The sequence below is a fragment of the Bradyrhizobium sp. ISRA436 genome, assembly GCF_029910015.1.
Taxonomy (GTDB): Bacteria; Pseudomonadota; Alphaproteobacteria; order Rhizobiales; family Xanthobacteraceae; genus Bradyrhizobium.
Window position 1 is genome coordinate 24,580 of sequence record NZ_CP094520.1, and the last position, 20,794, is coordinate 45,373.

Here is a 20,794-nt window from a genome sequence, read left to right on the forward strand (position 1 = left end):
CATCACCAGCCGGTCGACCGCCCCTCCCCCGTGGGTCAACAAGGACCACGCGCGCTGTTGCGTAGCCGTGGGGGCACTCCGCGGCGCGCGCGGGTCCCTCCTGGTGACTACACGGGAGATCAAGAAATGCACCTGACGGGCACCATCGCACTGGTCGCGATCGATCGGAACGGGTGATTGCAATCTGTCGTAGAGGGTGGTCCACGATCGTCCGAATACGCACGTCAGACCCGCACTTCACATGACATTTTAGTCTGGGCCGCCCCCTTAGCGGTGATCCATCACACCTGCAATCATGTATTAGGTAGGGGCCGCGGGGGACTCCAAACACTGGAGGCATTCGCTTCACCCTGTTCGCCGCGCGGCAGCGGCGGAATCAAAGAATCATCGTCTTCGTCAAATCGGTATTGGGTAATCATCCATTTCGTCGCGAGCGCTGCCAGCGCAAGGAGAATCACTGCTACAAGAGCGACCACAAGGAATTCTCGTTCTCGGTCTGAGTCTTTCCCTGACATGTCGATCGCCAAATTGAGAAGTGAGGTTTTTGGCTCACCACGGCCACGCGCAACTTACTTCCTCGCCGCGCACGCACCACGGGACCATTCCCGGTCGAAAGATGTCCAGCCAGTATATCCACGACCAGCGCGCTTGTCGCGGGCGCGACTTAGTCCGAATCGTACGGACTGACCGTAGTCATCCGGGATTGAGGTTGCGCTAGATCACCGTCACCACCGTCTACGAACCCACAGCAATAGCAGAGCTGACGTGAGGCGATGACCAGATGACCAAAACGCAGATAAAATCCAGATTCCTGATCCAGGAGGAATGGAACGCAATCGAGGCGCAAGTCTTTGAACGGATAAAGAAGGATGATTGGTTATCCCACTTTGTTTCCAGGTTGAAGGCGCTTCTCGTTGGAACGTATCGGTGAAATGCAACCCCGCTTCGACCGGACACCAGCGTTAGCCGGAGGAACCCACTAGACCGGGAACCGCGGTCGTCAAACGCAAGTGGCGAAACGATGGTCGCCATTGGAGCAACGACAAATGCAAATCACACTTGCTCACGCCAGCAAGCCGTCCGTCTCGAAGGATATGGGCCCCTCAGAGAGCGCCACAATGACACTGTAATTGAACAGCTGGCTCTCCTGGGTTCTTCTCGATCTGACAGGCCACCTCACTTGTCGGGGCTATGGCCAGCTTGGCGCTTCGCTACGGCGTCCCAGAACGCCTTCTTTGACATGCAAGCCTTCGATCAGTTCATGCCATCTGTTCAGCACAACGGAAGGACTAAACCTTTGGCGAACATCTTCAAGAGCCGCGTCGCTCATTCGACCCCGACGGTTCGCATCCTTGATCAAAGCAGCAACAGCTTCGCCGAACGCGAAACTGTCATTTCCTATGAGATAGCCATCTATCCCATCGCGGACAATTTCCTTGGGGCCGGTCGGACAGTCAAACGACACAATGGGAAGTCCGTACGCTTTGGCTTCAATCAGCACCATTGGCAAGCCTTCCATTCGCGAGCCAAGCACGTAGACCGATGCCCTTCTATACCAATCCTCGATCCGGTTGGTCGCCGGATGGAATTCGACGCGTCCTTCCAACTGCAGAAGCTTTATTAGGGTGGAGACGTAATCCAAGTAACCCCAGTCGACGTATCCCTTCTCACCTCCGCCTACTACCACGAGCTTCCAGTCGGGATGATCGATTAACGTCTGTTTCAATGCCCAGAGCAGACGATCGACGCCTTTGCGCGCATCCAAGTGTCCGACCGTCAGCAATATCTTCTGCCGATCTTGCGCATTGAGAACAGGAGTGGCGTCGATATAGTTTGGGATGACTTCGGCGTGCTTGGCTATCTTTGCAAGAAGCGGAAGGTCTTCGCGGGTCAGTCCAACGATTGCATCCAGCCTGCGGTACGAGACAGAACGAATGAAGCGCCACGACGGAGTGGCCTGCGAATATGCGATATGCTCGCAACCAACCCTCTTGACCGAGGATGGAAGCGCGAACGCCGCCACAGTCGCCATGTCGTACCACAGCGCCAACACGGTATCGATTCTTAGTTCACGAACACGGCGACGCAGCCTACGTCCTATAGCAACGAGATCAGCTATCAGCCTGCCATGTGATACGCTGTTACGTCGCAACTCCAAGCTCTGAAAATCAAGACCTTCTTCATAGAATATGGGACCTGCAAGAGGTTCGACTGAAAGCAGCGTCGTTTGGTATCGCTCTCCCAGGTCTCGAACCAATTTGCTTGCAACCCTCTGGATCCCGCCGGCTGCATTCATGTCATTGATCAATACCGCGACGCGGCGACGCGCTGGCAAGGTCATCTGCTTCGGCCAATCATCAACAATCGTTACCACTAGTATCGATCAACGTGCGAGAAAGTGACAACCGAGAACGTACTGTGCCACATGTCATAGTGAAATTTCTGCGCAGACAGAACATCAAAGACCTTCTTCATCCCACACCTTCCTATCGTTGGCTGATGGAGCTCGATCATGATTTTTCGTACACCCGTGAGATCAACGTCATCAAAGAGATCGACTTCACCACCCTCGATATCGACAACCAACATTGTGGGCCGCAACTCATTGAGTCGTCTTTGAAAGGATGTCGTCCGCACCTTGATTGGGGTGCCCAAGAAGCTGTGCGTCCCTGACGCCCAAAAATCGGGATGTACAAAGAAGTCTGTTTCCCCATCCTCCTTCGCCAATATTTCATTATGCACGACTGCGCTCACACCGTTGAGGCGATGAGTTAGTCTTATCAAGTCGATAAGCCCTGGGTTCGCCTCAACACAATGCACCGCATTACTGTGAGGATTCTTCGCGCAGACCGTTGAAATGAACCCGCAGCCAGCCCCGATCTCAAGGATAATCTCTCCCTTCTGTATGAGACCTTCGAGGAGGGCGGCTTCGTGAGCCTCGTAAGTGCCAGCACGGATCGACGCTGCGATCGTCTGCGACGTAATGCCCGGCACGATTGGAATTAGCACGTCACTGTTTTTGTAACACTCGAGCTGCTCGACCTTGCTCCCATAGCGACACTCAACCAAATGCTTAGCTGCCTGCAGATTGAAAAATACCTCACCAACGCGTTTGCGCGCGGACCTGATGATCTCATTAGCCTTCATCGTCTATTCCTTGGCCGGATCGACCAGCTGATATTGGAGACTATTCTCGAACCCGTTCACAAGCTCCGGCGAAACGGTTTCGGGCCAGGCAAGAAGAGACGCCAAACGCGCCTTATATTCAGACATCGCTTGGCTCAGCTTTGGATCAACGGATGCCCCCTTAGTTCTTCGATTGACATCGCGCCCGCGCCAAAACTGTTGCTGATAGTCAGACTGCATCGGAACCACCGGGCTTGAAACGTGCTTCACCTTTCGCGCAATCACGCCAATCTGCACCGGCTCTGAATTTACCAACTCGACCCGCCCACCCAGCTCTCGGGGTTCGGCTACGCGAAAGAAAAAGGGGAAGATCCGGAACGGGACAAGATAAATCTCCAAATCGGAGAAGCCGTTCGCAGGAAGATAGCTGAAGAACAGCTCGGGCGAGAATTGGTAGAAGCCATGCCCCATAAAGTTGTTTGCGACCGACATGCTGATGAAGTGGCCGCCAACGTCAAGCAAATCGGTGACGTTCTTGATGGCGTTCGGAAAATGGAAGATGTGCTCCAGCGAGCCAAAATCGACAACCACGGTGTATTTCCGATGAAGCGATTGACTGACTGGCTCATTGAAATCGTGTATAATGCTGGCTCCTTCGTAGTCGGAGGCATCGATGCTGTCGACCAGGGTTGCACCGAGTTTTCTGAAGAGTCCTTCCGAAAAAGGGCCATGCAGGACCGCTGCCTGTTCACCCTCAGTCAACGAAAGTCCAAATCGAACGAACATCGACTGGAGCGTAGCCGCGTCCAGGTAGTGATGTTGGCGGGCGATCGAAATCGTCCGCGAAAAGTTCACTCCCCTCTTTTTTCCCAGGAGGGCAATCTGCAGGCCGTGATATCCGACACCCATTTCACCTACCCTGAACCTTTCATTGACGAGGGAGACAATCCAGTCCTACGATGCTCTTTGCGGACAGCGGACGATTGGGGCAAGGCTGGGCGTGCATGTCCTCCTGAGAGGAGCCGTCATCTGCAAGGACAATACTGCCTGACTCGCGCCCCACTCCATTGGCGCAACGCGTGAGGCCCGCACTGCTTTTGCCGCACGATCAACCCGCGCCATTCTTGCCATGGTAGATTGAGAGAATTTCATCGACGGGCCCCACCCCTCTGACCTCACCTTCGGACAGAAGAACAGCTTTGTTGCACAGCTGCTGAATCAAATAGTCGGCATGCGTCGCAATGACCAGAATTTTGGCTCGATCAACCATCTCAGTCATTCGCTTCTGAGCCCGCTCAATGAAGCTTGCGTCGCTCACCCAAATCCATTCGTCCATTAGGAGGATTTCAGGGCTAACGCACGTCGCAACTGAGAAAGCCAGCCTTAGCATCATTCCGCTTGAAAACGTCCGCATCGGCCGATCCAACTGATCATGGGTCAGACCGCTGAAAGCAACAATATCTTCAGTTCTGGCCCGGATTTCGTCGGGGGTAAGACCGAGAAACAAGCCGCGAAGCATTACGTTGTCCCACCCGGTCGCTTCCCCATTCATGCCCAGGTACACGTCAAACAGCGTGGAGGTAAAACCGATGCGTTGCACATTGCCACGAGTGGGAGACATCGCACCCGCAAGCACTCGTAGCATTGTCGTCTTGCCTGCACCGTTGCCGCCAATAAGGCCAACGCGGTCCCCGTCATCAAACCTGAGATTTATGTCCTTGAGCGCTCCGACACAGGTGACATCTCCGTCCGGACGACGCCCGTTCATTGCAAAACGGAGCAACGCGTTCTTCAATGATCGATGCCCATAAATTGGATACTCGAGCCATACGCTGTTCAGTTCTATCGAGACCGCCCCCATCTTACGTCATACCCAAAACGGCACTCGCGAACGTCGCAAGTGATAAAAGAGACTTGTAACGATGATCCCACCCGTCGTGATGACGAGAACGACTATCCAGGTTGAGATGGGAGGAGCCTGCCCCAGTAACGGTCCACGCAGAATTTCAAGAAAGTAATAGAAGGGATTGAAGAGAACGACCGCCTTATGGCTGATCAGATCGGAGCGCCAAATTACCGGGGTGGCAAGGAATGCAACTTGCAGCACACTGGCCACGATCTGCGGCAGATCACGGAAACGTGCCGAGAGCATACCCAGAAGTGTTGCGCACCATGCAGCATTGAGGAGAAGCAAGAAGAGACCCGGAATAGCGGCCAGTACACCCCATCCGACGTGGACAGGAAAGATCAACAGAATGGCAACATAAATTACGAGGTTATGGGCAAAGATAACCAGATTGCGACATACGACCCGCAGCGGAAACATCAACAGCGGAACGTTCATTTGCCTGATGATCCATTCGCCTTCAATGAAGGTCTGGCATCCTTCCGAAATGCAAGCCTGTATCAAGCCCCATACGAGCAATCCGGCCGTCAGATACGGCAAAAAATCAATGAGGCCAATTCCGAACAGATCACCGTAAACGCCACCCAGCGCAGCTACCGTGAAGCCCATACTCAAGGTCAGCCAGAACGGACCAATGATTGAACGCCGATATCGGAGTAGAACATCCTGCCAGGCAAGGCGGCTCCACAACGGCCATCGGCTAACGGCCTCTCGAAGGTCGCCAACAGTTCCGCGCGCATCGTTGACGTCTGACCGCCAGACTCGATGACGGGCTCGCTGCTCACCACGCAAGCTAACCTCGTTAAGATACGCGCTTACCACCCGCCACCCCTCATGTTGGACATTGCAGCTGCCATCAAAAACGTCGGATATATTTAGCGTCGTAATCTACCTGATGAGACATTCTCAACCAGGACCTCCAACGCGAAATATCGCGCCCGCATCCGCCGTTCGGTTAAGGTTGCAGAAAACTGGATCTCGCTCTGGAGAAGAGCACGTGGCACCCGACAATCCCCCTGCCCGTGGCCGGCCACTCTCTAGCAGAGCCCCTCAGCGTGCTCAACCCTGCATCGGCGCTGGCGCTCTTGCGCCTTGCATCGTCGGCTGATCCGCCATCCCATATCACGGATCACCCTCGATTGGCGCGCCCGATCGACGTTGAACTAACGTCGCTGAATATGGGACGACGCTGTGGTTTGTGAATCAGTTGGATGATGACCGAGCGGCTCTTGCGGACGCCTATATAAACCGCATCTTGGAGTCGGAGAACCACGACTCTTTGTACGAAACGGACGATCCGAAATGGTCGTGACCACGATCAGACGCGGTGGTAACCAGCATTCGTCTGTGTGTTTTCATTTGACCATCATGTAATCTTTTAGAGGACCAAATCATGCCTTTTGCTATCAATGCGGCCGGACCCGCTGGGGCATTTGCATTTCCACCTGCAAGCGCGCAAGACGCTTTTAATAGAATCCTAAAACTTGAGGCCCAGGGTTTCAAAAGCATCGTCATAAAGGACGAGCACGGCAGGGTCATCAGTCGCGATCAACTGGAAGCGCTCAGCCGACAGACTCCTCCAGCGTGAGGCAACGTCTGTCGACGGAGCGGCTGGCCAATTGCCCTGAAAGCTTAGAGATTGCCGTCAGCGCGACGAGCGGTTGAAATTCTCCGCTTGTTTCGACTGTACGCATAAGCACAGAGCCATGCTGAAAGCACGGGCAGAAGTGCGGCCGTGCCGGCAATTAGCCAATGGGTGGATACATTGTGCAAGAAGCGCTTGTCGAAGTCCTCCCAACAGGGAGTCCATGCATCGCCTTGCGCCTGGAAGACCCGAGCATATGCTACCAAGCACGCGTCGATCTGAGCGTTCGTGAGCTTGGCTGCTCTTCTAACTGCCCACCCGTTGGCAAAACAACTGGCCAAGACCATCCACGCGGCGGATAGAGCGAACGCGACCCTCATGGCTTTTTCATCCTGTTCCAGCCCCCCGACATAACCTCGGTGATCCGAAGGAGCACCAACTACGTTCGGCGATCTCGGCCGCTGCTCTCTTCATCCTTCCGCAAGCGCCAGCTTTGAGGAAGAGGCGCCGCCGTGCAACGGGTCATCGAGGTGGCATCTCGCGAATGGCGCGCGATGCTGCCAAAATGGCATCTACTGCACGAGAAGTGCTGAACGCGTCTGCCGCGGACGCTAGCGCTCCTGACGAGCACCGCGCGTAAAGATCTTCGTCTGAAATTAGTTTGGCGATCGATTCGGCAACGGCTTCGGGCGTCACGGCGCGTGCTAGCAATCCATTGTGGCCTGAGAGAACCTGCTCGGTAATGCCTCCAACAGGCGTCGCCACAGCAGGTAGTCCTGCGGCGAACCCGGACATGAGCACGCCCGACTGGCTTGCTTCAATGTAAGGCAGCACAAGGATATCCGCCTCCTCCAGTACGGAAGGGACATCCTCTTCCGGAACCCATCCTTGCTTGATGGTGACCGACGGATCGTCGGCCAGCCAAGCCAGGGCGGGAGACTCTCCCTGTCCGAGGATTTGCAAAGTAACGGAAAACTGCTGCTGCAGAAGCCTGTAGGCCTGAGAGAAGAGTTCGAGCCCCTTGTATTGACGAATGCGTCCAAAGAAAAGCAAACGCCAAGGGCGCGATTGCGGTGCTGTTCGAGGAACTCGCGGGCCCCGAAACTGCGGTGCCGGCAAGGGCATAAAGAATGTTCGCTCTGTGGGATAGTGATAGTGGCGGCGCATCGTCTCGGCGACGGCCTGGCTCATCACCACGATGCCGTCGGTTGCCCGAAGCTCGAGGTTGAAGTGGATGTGCCAAAACGGAAGGGAGTCACCAGGATGCGGCAGCGCGTCGTGAACCACCAATACTACCCGTCTCTTCTGCCGCCGAAGGGCCGAAAACACCAACGGACCGAACGGGTGACGCATAACCGCGAACACGACATCGACATCGTTTAGTCGAACGAACCGAAGAAACTCGCGCATCTGCCTGGACAAACGAACAAGCGCAGCAACCACTCCGAGTCGGCTTGAAAATGTGTCAACGTGATAACCACACGCAGATGCGGCTTCGCTCTCGGCGAAATTCTCCCCATCTCGAGAGAGGGACACCGTCAATCGGACATCGTCGCGTTTGGACAGGCAGCGAATGAGGTCCTGCGTCATCCGCACTGGAAATCCACGCCGCCCCCAATACCACAGCATGAGATTGATTGGATGCAACACCGCGGCTTAAGACTCCAGAGAAGCTTGTTGGTCGACTGCGAAGGCGTCAGCCAACTAGTGATACCCCATCGGGTTCTTTCTTTGCCATCTCCAGTGGTCTCTGCACATTGCATGAAGATCTCGCTCGGCCTTCCAGCCCAGTAAGACCTGAGCCTTTCGCGGATGCGAATAGCTGATTGCAACGTCCCCAGGACGACGGCTGCCGACAATAAGCGGAATTTTTCGGCCCGAGACCTCCTCGAATGCCGCAATCACCTCAAGAACACTGTGACCGCGCCCAGCTCCGAGATTTACCTCAAGCAAGCCCGAACCAGTCGTATGCGCGACCGCCCGAACATGAGCCACAGCCAAGTCCACAACATGCAGGTAGTCCCTCACTCCCGTTCCATCAAGGGTCGGATAATCATCCCCCCACACGGTAACTCGTTCGTGTCGTCCGACCGCCGCCTGGGCAACAAAGGGAAGCAGATTGGCGGGAATGCCTGATGGATCATCTCCGATCATGCCGCTTTCATGAGCTCCGACCGGGTTGAAGTACCGCAGAATCGCAACGCCCCAGCGCGGGTCAGCTTCGATCTGGGCGCGCAAGATATCTTCGACCAGCAATTTGGTCCGCCCATACGGATTGACGGGGATCAGAGGATGTTCTTCCGTCAGCGGCAGGAATAGTGGCTGGCCATAGACCGTGGCCGACGAACTGAATACAATCCGGCGGACGCCGCTGGCTTGCATCTCAGTAAACAGATTGACGGATCCGACCAGATTGGTCTGGTAATATGCGAGAGGATGCAGCATTGATTCCGCTACACTCTTCAGGCCTGCCAAGTGGATCACGCAGTCGATCGGATAACACTTAAAGACTTTCCCGAGAGCCGCACGATCACAGATGTCCCCTCGCACAAAGTTCAGCGAACCTCGCGCGATTTTCTCAACGCGCTGCATGCCCTCGATGCTGCTGTTGATCAGGTTGTCGAGCACAACGACAGAGTAGCCAGCATTCAGCAACTCGAGGCACACGTGACATCCAATATAGCCGGCACCTCCAGTGACAAGAATCATCTCTTACTCATGGTTTAACGTATTGTGGAGCTGGGGCCGGACTCGCCCAACCAAAAGGATTAGATAACTTGAAGCAGCTTGCTTTTGTCTTTCTCATGGTCAACTTTATTTCAACATCCCCTATACCTCCGACATGTAAGGAAGCGAGCGAGTAGGCAAGCGATGGTACCTGAGGACGATCCACAGCTTCACGCATTTATTGACGACTGCTGCGAACTCAAGCTGCAGGCGGACGAAGTCGAACGCCTGCACCTCGACAGGCCGGATATTTTACTCGAACTACGGTCGGCGCAGGATGCATACGGTGTATTCTACGCCGCCAAGGGACGCGAATGGGACATATGGTGCCACCCGGATGACTGGGACAATCCCGGCGGTGTCGCATTTGCGCGCAGACATCCTATCGATGCAGCTCGCCAACTCCTTAAGCGCAGCTGGCGTGCGGATTTCGGCTTTAGCGCTGACGAAGATTAAGACGAGCGCAGACTCACCGACGTCACGCGCTGCGCTCGGCGCTCAATGCCTCCCGGGATCGCCAAAGTGCGCTTGCTTGCAGAAAATACGCAGGGACAAGACGGGTTCGCCATCTGGAAAGGTCCGTGGCCGCCGCTATAAGTGCATCCATCCTCCTGCCGCTTCTAGCCAGCGAAATCTGATGCCGTACGCAGGCGAGCGCGAGCCTGTTGCGCAGGTAAGGCGAGCCGTGCGCTCCCGCCTTGGCGCAGGCCCGGTCGAGATATCGGGCGCCCGATCTGCGGTTCGTTCCGCCATTGTCTGCAAGCAAGCAGGCGGTCAAGCCCCTGACCTCGTCTACCGCGGCCGGACCAGCTGGTCCGAATGCGGACCGCCAACTCCCGTATGATGTGATCGCCGCGAGGTGATCGACACCAGAGCGACTGAGGAGCCGGTGCCCAACGCTGGCGATCGCAGCCATCCTCGCCTGGCGCAGCTGGTTTCGGACGCTGACCTGCTCTGTGTGACTACGGTACAACAGGAACGGACCCGGCAGATTGTCAAGCTTGCTGACCCGACGCAATCGCAGCCAAAGTTCGTAGTCTTCCGCTCCATCAAACCCAACCCGGTATCCACCCAGCTTCCGAATTGCGGCCAGCCGCATCATCACCGTGGGGTGAATGATGGCACAGCTGACATCCAGAGCTCGGTATAGACGCGCACTGCCCACTGGGGTGCGCAACCTGCGCACCACCTTCCCATCCTCATCAATCAGCATCGCTTGAGTTCCTAAGGCGGCGACGTCGGGATGCCTTCGTAGGAAGGTCAATTGAGCGGCAAAACGGTTCGGCAGGGATATGTCGTCGGCATCCATCCGCGCGACGAACTCCCCGCACGCCTCGCGCAAGCCAGTATTTAGGGCTGCGACGATGCCACGCCCGTTGTTGCGCAGAATGCGGATATTGCGTGCGGTCGAATTAAATTCACGGATGACGGTCTCAGCATGATGCGTCAATCCATCATCGACGCAGATAATCTCCAGGTGCGTTTCGCACTGCCGATAGACGCTTTTGAGTGCGTCTTCGAGAAACCGGCCATCTCCCCGCACCGGCATCACTACAGACACCGTTGGCAACGCGTCACGCCTTCTCGGGGCTAATTCCACCTCACATTCTCCCTGGGCCGTGCCTACCGAGGTGACAGCGTAGCGCCTGAACCCTGGCCGCATCACGAACAAAAGCGGCCGATGACATGCCCGCCGTGTCACTTCGGGATGCGTCGACCTACACTGCCGCTTCAAGCTGCGAGCCGAAGATCTCTGCGTGGTTGAGAGGATGAAGAGGACCCGGCGCATAGTCGTCCGGCGCAAATGGCAGATGATGCGGCTCGAAGAACTGCTGCACGATCTCATCGGCAAAGAAGCAGCCCAGCGTAGTGAGTGTCAGCCCCCATTTGGTATTCGCAACGAGTCCTTCCTCCTTGAGCAGATTGAACTTGTCCGCAAATACGCCGTCCAGCTCGCGGCCGGTCACCCGTCTGAAGTCACGTTCCCGGATCGTGCGATTTTTGAGCGGAAGAATCACGGCCCAACGGATCAGATCTTCCTTGCTCCTGACCAGCCCGCGATTGACGGGCAGCTGCCCGGACTCGATCTTCGCGTAATATTCGTCGAAGTCCGCCGTGTTGAGCACGAAGCGGTCGCGCAGGCTGCTGAATGCGCTCAGTCCGAATCCTACTTCATCGACCAGGCGGCAGCACTGATTGTGCGCATAATGCGAGTAGTGCTCCGGATGACGCGTGAAAACGCGACGAAGGATCTGCTCGCGATAACCATGCCGCGCGAGAATTTCGATCGCCAGCTGCTTCATGACGATGGCGTCCTCGTTGGTCGGCACTGGCTGACGCTTCTTCTCGAGCACCTGCTTGATCGGACCTTGATAGTCGCCATAGGCCTCGACCTTTAGTCGATATAGTTGAATTTCCTCTACATCGAGCTGGCACGCCTCTTCTACCACCTCCGCCCAATTCTCGAGCGTTTGTCCCGGATAGCCGAAGATAAATTCAATATTCACCTGGAAGCCGGCCTTCTTCGTCGCCTCGATGGCTAACAACGCCTCCTCACGCCCGTGATGGCGATTCATGAGGCGAAGGACTTCGGGATTGAGCGACTGAATGCCAATCGTCAGCCGATGCACACCGTAGTCCCGCATCATGCTGAGGCGTTCGGCTCCGTCGGGACCGATGAGCGTATTGGGATCCACGTCGTAGCTGAATTGCGTGCTCGACAAGAGATCAACGCGCTTGTTGAATGAATCGAGGAATCGTCGGAGCTGCGCGGGAGTGAGGAAAGTCGGCGTACCTCCGCCGACCAGGATCGAGCGAGGCTTGATCCGATCCACGCCCAGCCTACGGAGATAGAGATCCATCTCCTTCTCGAGCGCGGTGAGATAGCGGTCTTTCTCCTCGATCATCTTCGGACCGAGCTTCAGCGGATAGTGACAGAATGTACAGCGTGTCTTGCAGAAGGGGATGTGCGCATACACGTCCAGCCGCCCGTCATCGGGCATGACATAGTCGGCGAACATCTCATCTTCAGTGATCGGCGCATATTTCGTTATCGGTGGGTAGTGCACGCCGCTCGGTGAAAAATCCGCGCCCTTTGCCACGATTCCCAGATCTCGCAAGCGATTAAGATCGTCTAAACGGTTGCGCGAACGCGCAATGAGCTCATTCAATCCTGCAATCATGACTTTCCTCACCTCTATAATCGCGACGCAGCGGGAGACTGAACGTATCAGCTCGCGCGACTACTCATGTCACCTTGCATGCGCCTTGATGCAGCGCCGTTCGCACTTCGTGCAATTCCAGACTCCGCGAACATCGTCCGAGGCTTTAAATCAAGGGGCAAGCCGGTCTGTTGAGACACCAACCGTGCTTTTTCGTATCGGACAAGATATCCATCCTGCCGCTTTTCCGCGCCGCGCGCGTATAGCCCATACTGATCTTCAATCTCGGACGGCGTAAACTGAACTGTAATTCCGTTGGCGCCGGCATCGATTCCCAGTGCCTGTCCTGACTTTCGCAACCCCTCGGGTCGCAACAATTGCGGACTGTCCAGATTGCTGGTTGATGGGATTCGCGCAAACGGGAAACAATGGCGCAAAAGCGCAAGGAAGCGCAGGGTCCGTTCAAATAACCCCGTTTCCGTGGCCTGCAGCTCTGGCGGCAAATCGTGAGAGGAGGTGAAGGGAGCCGAGCTGGCCATTCGAGAGCTATCGATTCGTCCAAGGAACAGAAGATCGCGAGCCGCGTCTTCGATCGTCTGCCCCGGCAGGCCCATAATATTTCCCGACCCGATGTACATGCCGGATTGACGCGCGAGCAGCATGTGATGGACGCGCTTCGCAAGTGGCTCCTCACGCAGCTTCAAGTGCAATTCGGGGTTCGCCGTCTCATGCTTGATCAGATAGCCGCTTGCGCCAGCGGCGCGAAGCCGCTCGTAAACATCCAAGCGGTGGCTTCCGAGGTTCAGAATGATGTGCCAGTCTGAATGTCGAGCAAGAATCCGATGGAGAGCATCCAGCACCGGCTCGATGATGGTCGTATCCTCACCTGATTGCAGGAAGAGCTGCCGGAATCCAAGCGCGTAGGCAGCCTCGCTGGCTTCAACGATCTTGTCCGCACTTGCCTTGGTCGTCGGAAGCTCATGCGAGTTGTCGCGGCGCATCGGACAGAACCCGCAATTGACACGGCACCTGTTGCTCAGGTCGACGACCGCTCGAAGATCAATTTTCGCGCCGACATGACGGTCGCGAATTTGTCTAGCGGAGAAGAATAGCTCCTCATCGAAGCGACCATCAGATGTCAAAATAGCTGAAATAATCCGTACCGCATCGCTCTCGATCGACACGGTCTCCGGAGTCGGCACCATCAGTGGGTTCTGATCACATCCCTCGGCTTGCCACCGAATGATTAGCGTCGACCAACTGCTTCGAAATTCGTCGAGAAGATGCATTAGCACCTGTCCATCAATACAGATGACGCCCTATCAAATGAGTCTTTTCAGCACAAGATTGGTGTGGCGATCGGTACGTTACGTACTAATTTTATGGTTCAATTGTTCTGGCCGGCCGTGGTTAACACGAGGCTGGTGTGGCGAAGGTGCATTATGGTTCAGTTCTTTTGGTTGGCCGTGGTGTTTGCATTGTCTGGTCTTGCAGGAACAGCCGCGGCTCAACAAACGCTGGATCAGGTTCACAAGCGCGGCCGGCTAGAATGCGGGGTTTCGCCTATCGCACCCGGCTTTTCATACCTTGACAGCCAGGGCCGCCGGCGCGGGTTTGATGTCGACCTCTGCCGAGCTGTCGCGGCGGCGATTTTTGCCGACGACACCAAGGTGGATTTCGTGCCGCTCGACACGAACATCCGATACGAGGCGCTGCGATCGACGCGGGTTGACGTGCTGATCGCGCAAGCAACCTGGACCTTTACCCGAGATACGCGGCTCGGCTTGGATTTCGGACCCGTCGTGTTTCATGATGGTCAGGGCATCATGGCACGATCAGATTTGGCCGCTGCAGATGATATCAATGCCCTCGCTGGCGCGGCAGTTTGCCTCCTCCCTGGGACGACGAGCGAGCAAAATCTCGAAGATTACTTACGGACCCGATCCCTCAAATACGAGCCGGTCGTCTTCCAAAACGCCGACGAGTGGAGAAATGCTTTCCTGTCGGGCCGCTGCGATGCAGTGTCGGCCGACAGGTCCATTCTGGTATCGGTGCGTGCAATGGCGAATGAACCTGAGAAGTTCGCAATTCTGAGCAAAACGATTTCGAAGGAGCCCTTGGCCCCCGTCGTTCGAGCGAACGATTCAAGCTGGCGCGACATTATCAGCTGGGTCGTGTTTGCCCTACTCGCAGCCGAGGAGAAAGGCATCACCACCGAGAACCTGCAGGATCATGCTCACAGCTCTGATCCAGAAACCCGTCGACTGCTCGGCGAGACCGGCAATTTTGGATCGATGTTGTCCCTGTCCGACCGATGGGCCTTCAATGTTCTCAGACTGGTCGGCAACTACGGTCAGATTTTTGATCGTCATTTTGGGCCGGGCTCCACAATGCCTCTGCCACGGGGTCCCAACAAGCTGACGCGAGATGGCGGCTACCTCTATGCACCGCCGTTCCGGTAAGGCAGATCGTGGCTAATACCTCGCCGGCGGCAGCACCACGCAATTGCACCCGGCGACAAGCCTTCGTCAGACGTGCACTGCTGGTACCGGCGGGCCTTTTATGTGTCTGGCTGATCTGGACGAGGATCCCGACGCGGGCTCCATTTGATGACTTGTCCTTCCTGGGTACGCAAGCGGGTTTTCTGATCGGACAATCGCTTATCGAATACCGGCCCACCGATACCATCGCGTGGGCGCTGACCGTGGGCCTCACAAATACATTGCTGGTATCTGCGCTAAGCCTCATGGCGGCGACTGTCCTGGGGTTCTTGGCAGGCGTGGCTCAAATGTCAGACAATCCCGCAATTCGGTTGCTGGCCACTTCTTACGTCGGATTGCTCCGCAGCGTACCTCTCCTGTTGTGGTTGTTTTTCTGGTACTCACTCTTGCTAGTGCAGCTCCCTCCTGCACGGAGCGCCGTGGAACTGCTGCCTCACCTTTTCCTCAGCAACGAGGGAATTTCGTTTCCCTCGATCAACTCTGGCTGGGGCCTCGCAATGCTTGCCGCGGGGATGAGCAGCATCGTGCTGGCCTTGGCGATTCGACGCGTCGCAGCGGCTCCTGCTTCGGCGAAACGACTGCTCGTCGCAATCGGCACTGCCGCAGTTCTCACGGCGTGTTTCCAGCCGGATTTCACAGTCGTTTTTCCAACCAAAACCAAGTTTCGGATCGAGGGTGGCCTGCGAGTGACAACGGAATTCGCCGCGCTGCTGCTCGGCCTATCGCTATCTGCTTCTTCTGCCATCGCAGAAATTGTTCGGGCAGGATTCCGAGCCGTTCCGCCGGGGCAGGTGGACGCCTCACGAGCGCTCGGCCTCAGCTGGGTCCAGAGCATGCGGCTCGTGGTTCTACCGCAGGCGATTAAGGCGATCACGCCGCCCCTAACGAACACTTATGCAAGCTTAGCGAAGGCCTCGTCGCTAGCCGTTGCTATCGGCTTTCCCGATCTCGTCATGGTCGCAAACACGATCATCAACCAGACCGGGCGGGCGCTCGAATGCACGGCCATCTATACGTTGAGCTATCTTCTGATCTCCCTTGGCATTTCATCACTAACGCAAAATCTAGTTGGGCAACGTGACTGGACCAGCCGGGTCTAATACCATGGATAGGTTGCGACCACTGCGGCCCTTTGCTCACCGGCCTGGCGCCATGACGAACTATTGGAAGACCCTGCTCGGATCGCCGTTCCGAGCGTCGTGCACAATTTTCGTTTGCTGGATCATTTGGACGCTCGCCGGCCTGGCGTTCGACTGGCTCGTACTTGACGCCACAACCTCGGGAGGACCTGAGACCTGCAAGGCGTCCAGAGGCGCATGCTGGCCCTTCATTGTTGAGAAAATTCGTTTCATGGTGTTTGGCGTCTATCCATTTGACCAGCAGTGGCGCGCGCTTACTGCCATGTCGATCTTCCTTGCCGGTTGCTGCATTTCCATGATGCCATGCTTCTGGGGGAGAAGGCTGCTTCTACTGATTCCGGCCGTGTTTGCAGCGGTCTTCATTCTCCTCCGCGGCGGGCTCTTGGGGCTCCCCTATGTTCCGGCCGAGCGGTGGAGCGGCCTGCCGCTCACGCTTCTGTTGTCGGTCGCAACCTTCAGCACCGCCCTACCGCTAGGCATCCTCCTCGCACTCGCGCGATGCTCAAGTATCCGCGTGGTGCAAACCGTGAGCACCGCATTGGTCGAATGCATCCGAGGCATTCCACTCATTTCACTTCTGTTTATGACTTCAGTCATGTCGCCGATGCTGATGCCTGGCTGGACTGCGAACAACGCCTTCTTGATGGCCCAGATTCCAATCACGATCTTCATTGCTGGATATATCGCGGAGACGGTCAGAGGCGGCCTGATTGCAATCCCGCTGACGCAAGTCGAGGCGGCCGCCTCACTCGGGCTAAACTACTGGCAAACGACGTTTCTCGTCGTCCTGCCGCAGGCCATCACGTCAGTCATCGGCCCGCTTGTGGCGTTGTTCATCGCGTTCTTTCAGGACACAACCCTGGTCGGAATGGTCGGACTGCTGGACTTCCTGTCGACGATCAGGTCCGCACTCCAGGACCCGAGATGGCAAGGCATCGCAACTGTTGAAGGATACCTCTTTGCCGGTTTCATCTACCTCACATTTTCAGTCGGACTGGGCATCTATGGCCGCTTCCTGGAACGGATTGTCGGTCGTGGCCGGAGCAAGGTCCGAGAGACCGAACCTACTATGAACGCAATTTCACCGGTACCCCGGCGGTGATGCGATCGCTTGGATGAAGAATCACCGTCTCGCCCTCTTTGACGCCGTCTAACACCTCCGCCTCAGCCTCGTTGAGATGACCGACCTCAACGTGGACCAGATTGGCCAGACCGCTTGTTACAACATAGCATGCCCATCTGTTCCCATCGCGGAAAAGCCCTCCAAGCGGGACCTTCAACACGCTTTCAGCGGTCCACACGACAATTTTGGCGCTGATGCGATACCCGGTACCGAGATGTTGCAACTGCTCCGGCGGATCAAGGAAGTCGAGGAGGACTCTAACCCTCTGCTCTTCAATTCCCAATGCGGAAATTTTGGTGAAGCCTGCCGGCTCCACCCGCCGTACCCTCGCGCTCAGCCTCTTACCGCCCCAGCCTTCCAGCGTGGCCGAGGCCCCCTCTTCAACCTTCACTGCATCTTCTGAGAGCATCTCGAGCATCACCTCAAGATTCGCAGTATCGCCGAGTTGGACGATCGGCATCCCCGGGCTGACGATCACCTCGCTCTCTTTCAGCACGTTAAGGACACGACCATTGATCGGCGACCGAACCTCAAGATTGGGGACCATGGTCGGCCCCTCGACTGCACCAGGTCCGGAGAGGGAGGCGCGAGCAAGTTCAACCTCCGACATGCGCTGCTTCACAACGTTTTCGGCCACTTGGACCGCCGCCTCCCGCATCTTCGCGTCGCGTTCAGTCTGCTGCAGACTCTTGTCCGTTACTGCGCCGATGCGTGAAAGCTCCCGGTTTCTCTCATTCTCGCGCTGAGCGAATTCATTGTCGGCCTTGGCGCGCGCAAGATCGGCCGTAGCGAGGTCTTGGGCAGCCTCTGCCGCATGCACCTTCGCCTCGAGCTCGGCATTGGAGCGGGAGTCATGGAGCTGAGGTTGAGGTGGTTCGATCGTGAAGATCACCGTCTGGTTGGCAACGACACGATCGCCCGCCTTCAAGGCAATGCGCAGCAGCTTTCCCGCAATGGGCGCCACCAGCTCGTACGGCTCCTTGACGCGCGTCTTTCCTTCCGCCGAAACGGTGACGATCATCTTTCCGCGCGATACTGGGGCGCCGTCGACCGGAATTGGATCCGGCGCGAACAGGATGGCTAGCAGCACAATACATACCGTCGCTGCAGCAACAGACACCAAGCCCCGGAGACGACGCGAACGCATTTTCTCTAGTCTCTCGTTTTTAGTATGCTGATAAGATCGAGTCCAAATACCCGCCGAACGACGACCAGACTGGAGAGAATGACCGTGGCCAGGACAGTCACAATTGTGTAGCCGAAGCTATTCCACTCGACCCATAAAGGCAGCCGGAACATCTCGTTCGACGCGCCGGCGGTGAGCTTCCAGCCCAGCCAATATCCTATGGCGGCTCCAAGGGGGACGGCAGCGAAAGTCAGTAGGGCGAGTTCTCCAAACAAGATGTAGGACACCTGCAGCCGGGAGAAGCCAAGCATCCGCATTGTGGCCAGCTCACGGCTTCGCTCGGCAAGCGAGATCCGGGCGTTATTGTAGACAATGCCGAAGGCAATGATAGCTGCGAACACGACGTTCAGAAGTGTCATCCGGGTCGTTTGCTGCATCATGCGGCGCATTGCCTGAAGCTGCGCCGTATGCGAGACCACGCCAGTCACAGAGGGAACGTTCTTCAAGGCGTCGAACAGATTGTAAGCTTGGGTCGGATCGAGCCGCAGGTTGACGCCTGTGAGAACGTCACCGTCTGCCATGATCCGATTCAACTGATGGATGTTCATGTGTAGAACGAAGAAGGTAAGGCCGACATAACTTTCAGCCACCGCCACGATCGGAAGATGAACCATCGGACGACGTCCTTCCAGAAACTGCACGTCCAGAAAATCGCCGACGCCAGCGCCTAGCCAGCTCGCCATCGAACTCGATACAACGATCCCGCTGCTGGGGATCGCCAGGGCTTCTAGATCTTTCAGGACCGGACGGCTCAGCTGGTTTACCGCCTCCTTGCCAATCACGGTGATCCTGCGTCTCCTCTTCCCGAAGCTGATGTTTGCAAGCGTTGCGCGGAACGGCTCGACGCGCAAAACCCCCGGTTCGTGCTCGATTGCAACGATAGACGCATAGCGCGGACGGACCTGTGCGAAGGCGACGGTCAGGTCTTGTCGTTCCGCCATGAAGAAATGCACCTGGACCATGTGCTTGGCGGAATCGAAGACCGCCATCGGCGCAATCAGGATTGCGGTTGCCAGCGCAATGCCAAGTGATGTCATCAGCGACCGAGCCGGCCAGCGAATGACGTGTCGCAATATCATGCGCGTTGGCTGATCGTTGATCAGGCGCAGGCCAAGCATTTCAAGAATTGTCCGCCTGTATACCGGCGGCGGCGGAGCACGCATCGCCACCGCCGGAGGCAGTCGTACCGCGCTATGGAGGCTTCCGAACGCTCCAATCACCGCAGCCGCCAGTTGGATTACGATTGCGGCGGCAAAAACCGTCGGCGTCAGCGAATACTCAAGGAAAGGAAAGTGATAGTTGGCGGCAAACAGCCGGGTAACGGCGCGGCCGAGCTGCGCGCCGCCGGCGAGCCCGGCGCAAATCCCGACTCCGACGATGACAAGGACTAGCTTCATGTAGTGCCACGCAATCGTACGGTTTCGGTAACCAAACGCCTTGAGCACGCCAATATGCTCGCGCTCAGTCTCGACGTGACGCATCATCAGCATATGGAGGAGAAAGGCGACGACGCCGAGGAATAGCGGTGCGGCTATCTCGGTTGTCGTGCGCAACTGCTCAATGTCGCCGTTCAGCGTCGCATGTGAAACATGGTCCTTTCTGGCGTAGGCTCCGACCCCGCCGAAGCGCTGCAGCAGCCAATCCACCTTGTTGATGACATCGTCGATGGAGACAGTGGGCAGGACGGAAAGACTTACGTCGTTCGCCGCCTCACGCAGATCGAAAGCTGCCGCGAGCGCATCCCGATCCATCCACATGACACCGAATCGTCTGTCGTCCGGCACCATCGCGCCCGGCACGCCAAAGAAGATATATTCGGGAGAGAGAGCGGTCCCAACGAGTTTCAGCTCTTTTCTGTGACCCTTGATCGTCGCAGAGAAGTGAGAGCCCAGATGGAGACCATTTGCTTCCGCGAAGGGTTCGATCATCACAACTTCGTCGGCCGATCCGGGACGGACCAGTCGGCCTTTGCGGATATAGATGTTATTGAGCGTCGCCTCACCCTCCCGGGGCGCCGAGATCAGCAAGCTGTTGATCGGCTCGCGCATCCCCCCTACGTCCACGACGACGTTGAAGACGATGCGGGTGGTGACCTGCTTCACCCCGGGAATGCGGACCAGCTCGTTCGCTACGGATTCCGGCGCGCGCCGAACATTGGCAAAGATGTCGGCAAACTTGAAGCGCTCATAGTAAGCCGACTGCGTCTTCTCCAGCGACAGCAGCGTTCCGAGCAGAGTGATGAAGGCTGTCGTTCCCGCAGCGGTCACCAGCGCGATGGCCAGCGCCTGCCCGCGCATGCGCCAAAGATCGCGTATGAGCTTACGGTTGAGGCCTCTCATG

At 56.7% G+C, this 20,794-nt stretch carries 16 protein-coding genes; 4 read left to right on the top strand and 12 right to left on the bottom strand.

Annotated elements, in window-relative coordinates; all coding sequences use genetic code 11:
• Positions 1 to 1,189: 1,189 nt before the first annotated feature.
• The 7 genes from MTX23_RS35020 to galE form a co-directional block, all read right to left on the bottom strand.
• Positions 1,190 to 2,374 carry a glycosyltransferase gene (locus tag MTX23_RS35020; RefSeq protein ID WP_280978392.1) on the bottom strand — a complete coding sequence of 395 codons (1,185 nt, stop codon included), beginning with the start codon at positions 2,372 to 2,374 and terminating at the stop codon, positions 1,190 to 1,192.
• Entirely contained in the window at positions 2,374 to 3,147 is a 774-nt protein-coding gene (locus MTX23_RS35025; protein WP_280978391.1) for an FkbM family methyltransferase, read from the bottom strand. Before MTX23_RS35025 ends, MTX23_RS35020 begins: the two co-directional genes overlap by 1 nt.
• A 3-nt stretch (positions 3,148 to 3,150) precedes the next feature.
• Complete coding sequence (locus MTX23_RS35030) at positions 3,151 to 4,035, bottom strand: hypothetical protein (protein WP_280978390.1); 885 nt, start codon at positions 4,033 to 4,035, stop codon at positions 3,151 to 3,153.
• Positions 4,036 to 4,234: 199 nt separating this feature from the next.
• Positions 4,235 to 4,987, bottom strand: coding sequence for an ATP-binding cassette domain-containing protein (locus MTX23_RS35035; RefSeq protein ID WP_280978389.1), 753 nt, complete (start codon positions 4,985 to 4,987; stop codon positions 4,235 to 4,237).
• 6 nt (positions 4,988 to 4,993) lie between these two features.
• The gene (locus MTX23_RS35040) at positions 4,994 to 5,824 is read right to left on the bottom strand and encodes an ABC transporter permease (protein WP_280978388.1); all 831 of its coding nucleotides are present in this window, start codon (positions 5,822 to 5,824) and stop codon (positions 4,994 to 4,996) included.
• Between the two features lie 1,315 nt (positions 5,825 to 7,139).
• Positions 7,140 to 8,207 carry a glycosyltransferase family 4 protein gene (locus MTX23_RS35045; protein WP_280978387.1) on the bottom strand — a complete coding sequence of 356 codons (1,068 nt, stop codon included), beginning with the start codon at positions 8,205 to 8,207 and terminating at the stop codon, positions 7,140 to 7,142.
• Between the two features lie 114 nt (positions 8,208 to 8,321).
• Positions 8,322 to 9,326 (bottom strand): UDP-glucose 4-epimerase GalE, encoded by a 1,005-nt coding sequence (gene galE, locus MTX23_RS35050; RefSeq protein ID WP_280978386.1) that lies wholly within the window; start codon positions 9,324 to 9,326, stop codon positions 8,322 to 8,324.
• A gap of 162 nt (positions 9,327 to 9,488) precedes the next feature.
• Between galE and MTX23_RS35055 the strand changes: the two genes are divergently transcribed.
• On the top strand, positions 9,489 to 9,800 hold the full coding sequence (locus MTX23_RS35055; RefSeq protein WP_280978385.1) for a hypothetical protein: 312 nt from the start codon (positions 9,489 to 9,491) through the stop codon (positions 9,798 to 9,800).
• Between the two features lie 22 nt (positions 9,801 to 9,822).
• On the opposite strand, the gene MTX23_RS35060 is transcribed toward MTX23_RS35055, so the two are convergent.
• The 3 genes from MTX23_RS35060 to MTX23_RS35070 all read right to left on the bottom strand — a co-directional run bounded on the left by MTX23_RS35060 (position 9,823) and on the right by MTX23_RS35070 (position 13,794).
• Positions 9,823 to 10,944, bottom strand: a complete 1,122-nt coding sequence (locus tag MTX23_RS35060; RefSeq protein WP_280978384.1) for a glycosyltransferase — start codon at positions 10,942 to 10,944, stop codon at positions 9,823 to 9,825.
• A 118-nt stretch (positions 10,945 to 11,062) separates the two neighbouring features.
• Positions 11,063 to 12,526 (bottom strand): coproporphyrinogen-III oxidase family protein, encoded by a 1,464-nt coding sequence (locus tag MTX23_RS35065; RefSeq protein ID WP_280978383.1) that lies wholly within the window; start codon positions 12,524 to 12,526, stop codon positions 11,063 to 11,065.
• Between the two features lie 47 nt (positions 12,527 to 12,573).
• On the bottom strand, positions 12,574 to 13,794 hold the full coding sequence (locus MTX23_RS35070; RefSeq protein ID WP_280978382.1) for a radical SAM protein: 1,221 nt from the start codon (positions 13,792 to 13,794) through the stop codon (positions 12,574 to 12,576).
• A 153-nt stretch (positions 13,795 to 13,947) separates the two neighbouring features.
• Between MTX23_RS35070 and MTX23_RS35075 the strand changes: the two genes are divergently transcribed.
• The 3 genes from MTX23_RS35075 (at position 13,948) to MTX23_RS35085 (ending at position 17,247) form a co-directional block, all read left to right on the top strand.
• Entirely contained in the window at positions 13,948 to 14,967 is a 1,020-nt protein-coding gene (locus MTX23_RS35075) for an amino acid ABC transporter substrate-binding protein (protein WP_280978381.1), read from the top strand.
• Between the two features lie 152 nt (positions 14,968 to 15,119).
• Complete coding sequence (locus MTX23_RS35080; protein WP_280978380.1) at positions 15,120 to 16,106, top strand: ABC transporter permease subunit; 987 nt, start codon at positions 15,120 to 15,122, stop codon at positions 16,104 to 16,106.
• Between the two features lie 52 nt (positions 16,107 to 16,158).
• Positions 16,159 to 17,247 (top strand): amino acid ABC transporter permease, encoded by a 1,089-nt coding sequence (locus tag MTX23_RS35085; RefSeq protein WP_280978379.1) that lies wholly within the window; start codon positions 16,159 to 16,161, stop codon positions 17,245 to 17,247.
• Here MTX23_RS35085 and MTX23_RS35090 read toward each other — a convergent pair.
• Both MTX23_RS35090 and MTX23_RS35095 read right to left on the bottom strand, forming a co-directional pair.
• Positions 17,213 to 18,289 (bottom strand): HlyD family efflux transporter periplasmic adaptor subunit, encoded by a 1,077-nt coding sequence (locus MTX23_RS35090; RefSeq protein WP_280978378.1) that lies wholly within the window; start codon positions 18,287 to 18,289, stop codon positions 17,213 to 17,215. The genes MTX23_RS35085 and MTX23_RS35090 overlap by 35 nt on opposite strands.
• Before the next feature lie 131 nt (positions 18,290 to 18,420).
• The gene (locus MTX23_RS35095; protein ID WP_280978377.1) at positions 18,421 to 20,793 is read right to left on the bottom strand and encodes an FtsX-like permease family protein; all 2,373 of its coding nucleotides are present in this window, start codon (positions 20,791 to 20,793) and stop codon (positions 18,421 to 18,423) included.
• Position 20,794: the final 1 nt, after the last annotated feature.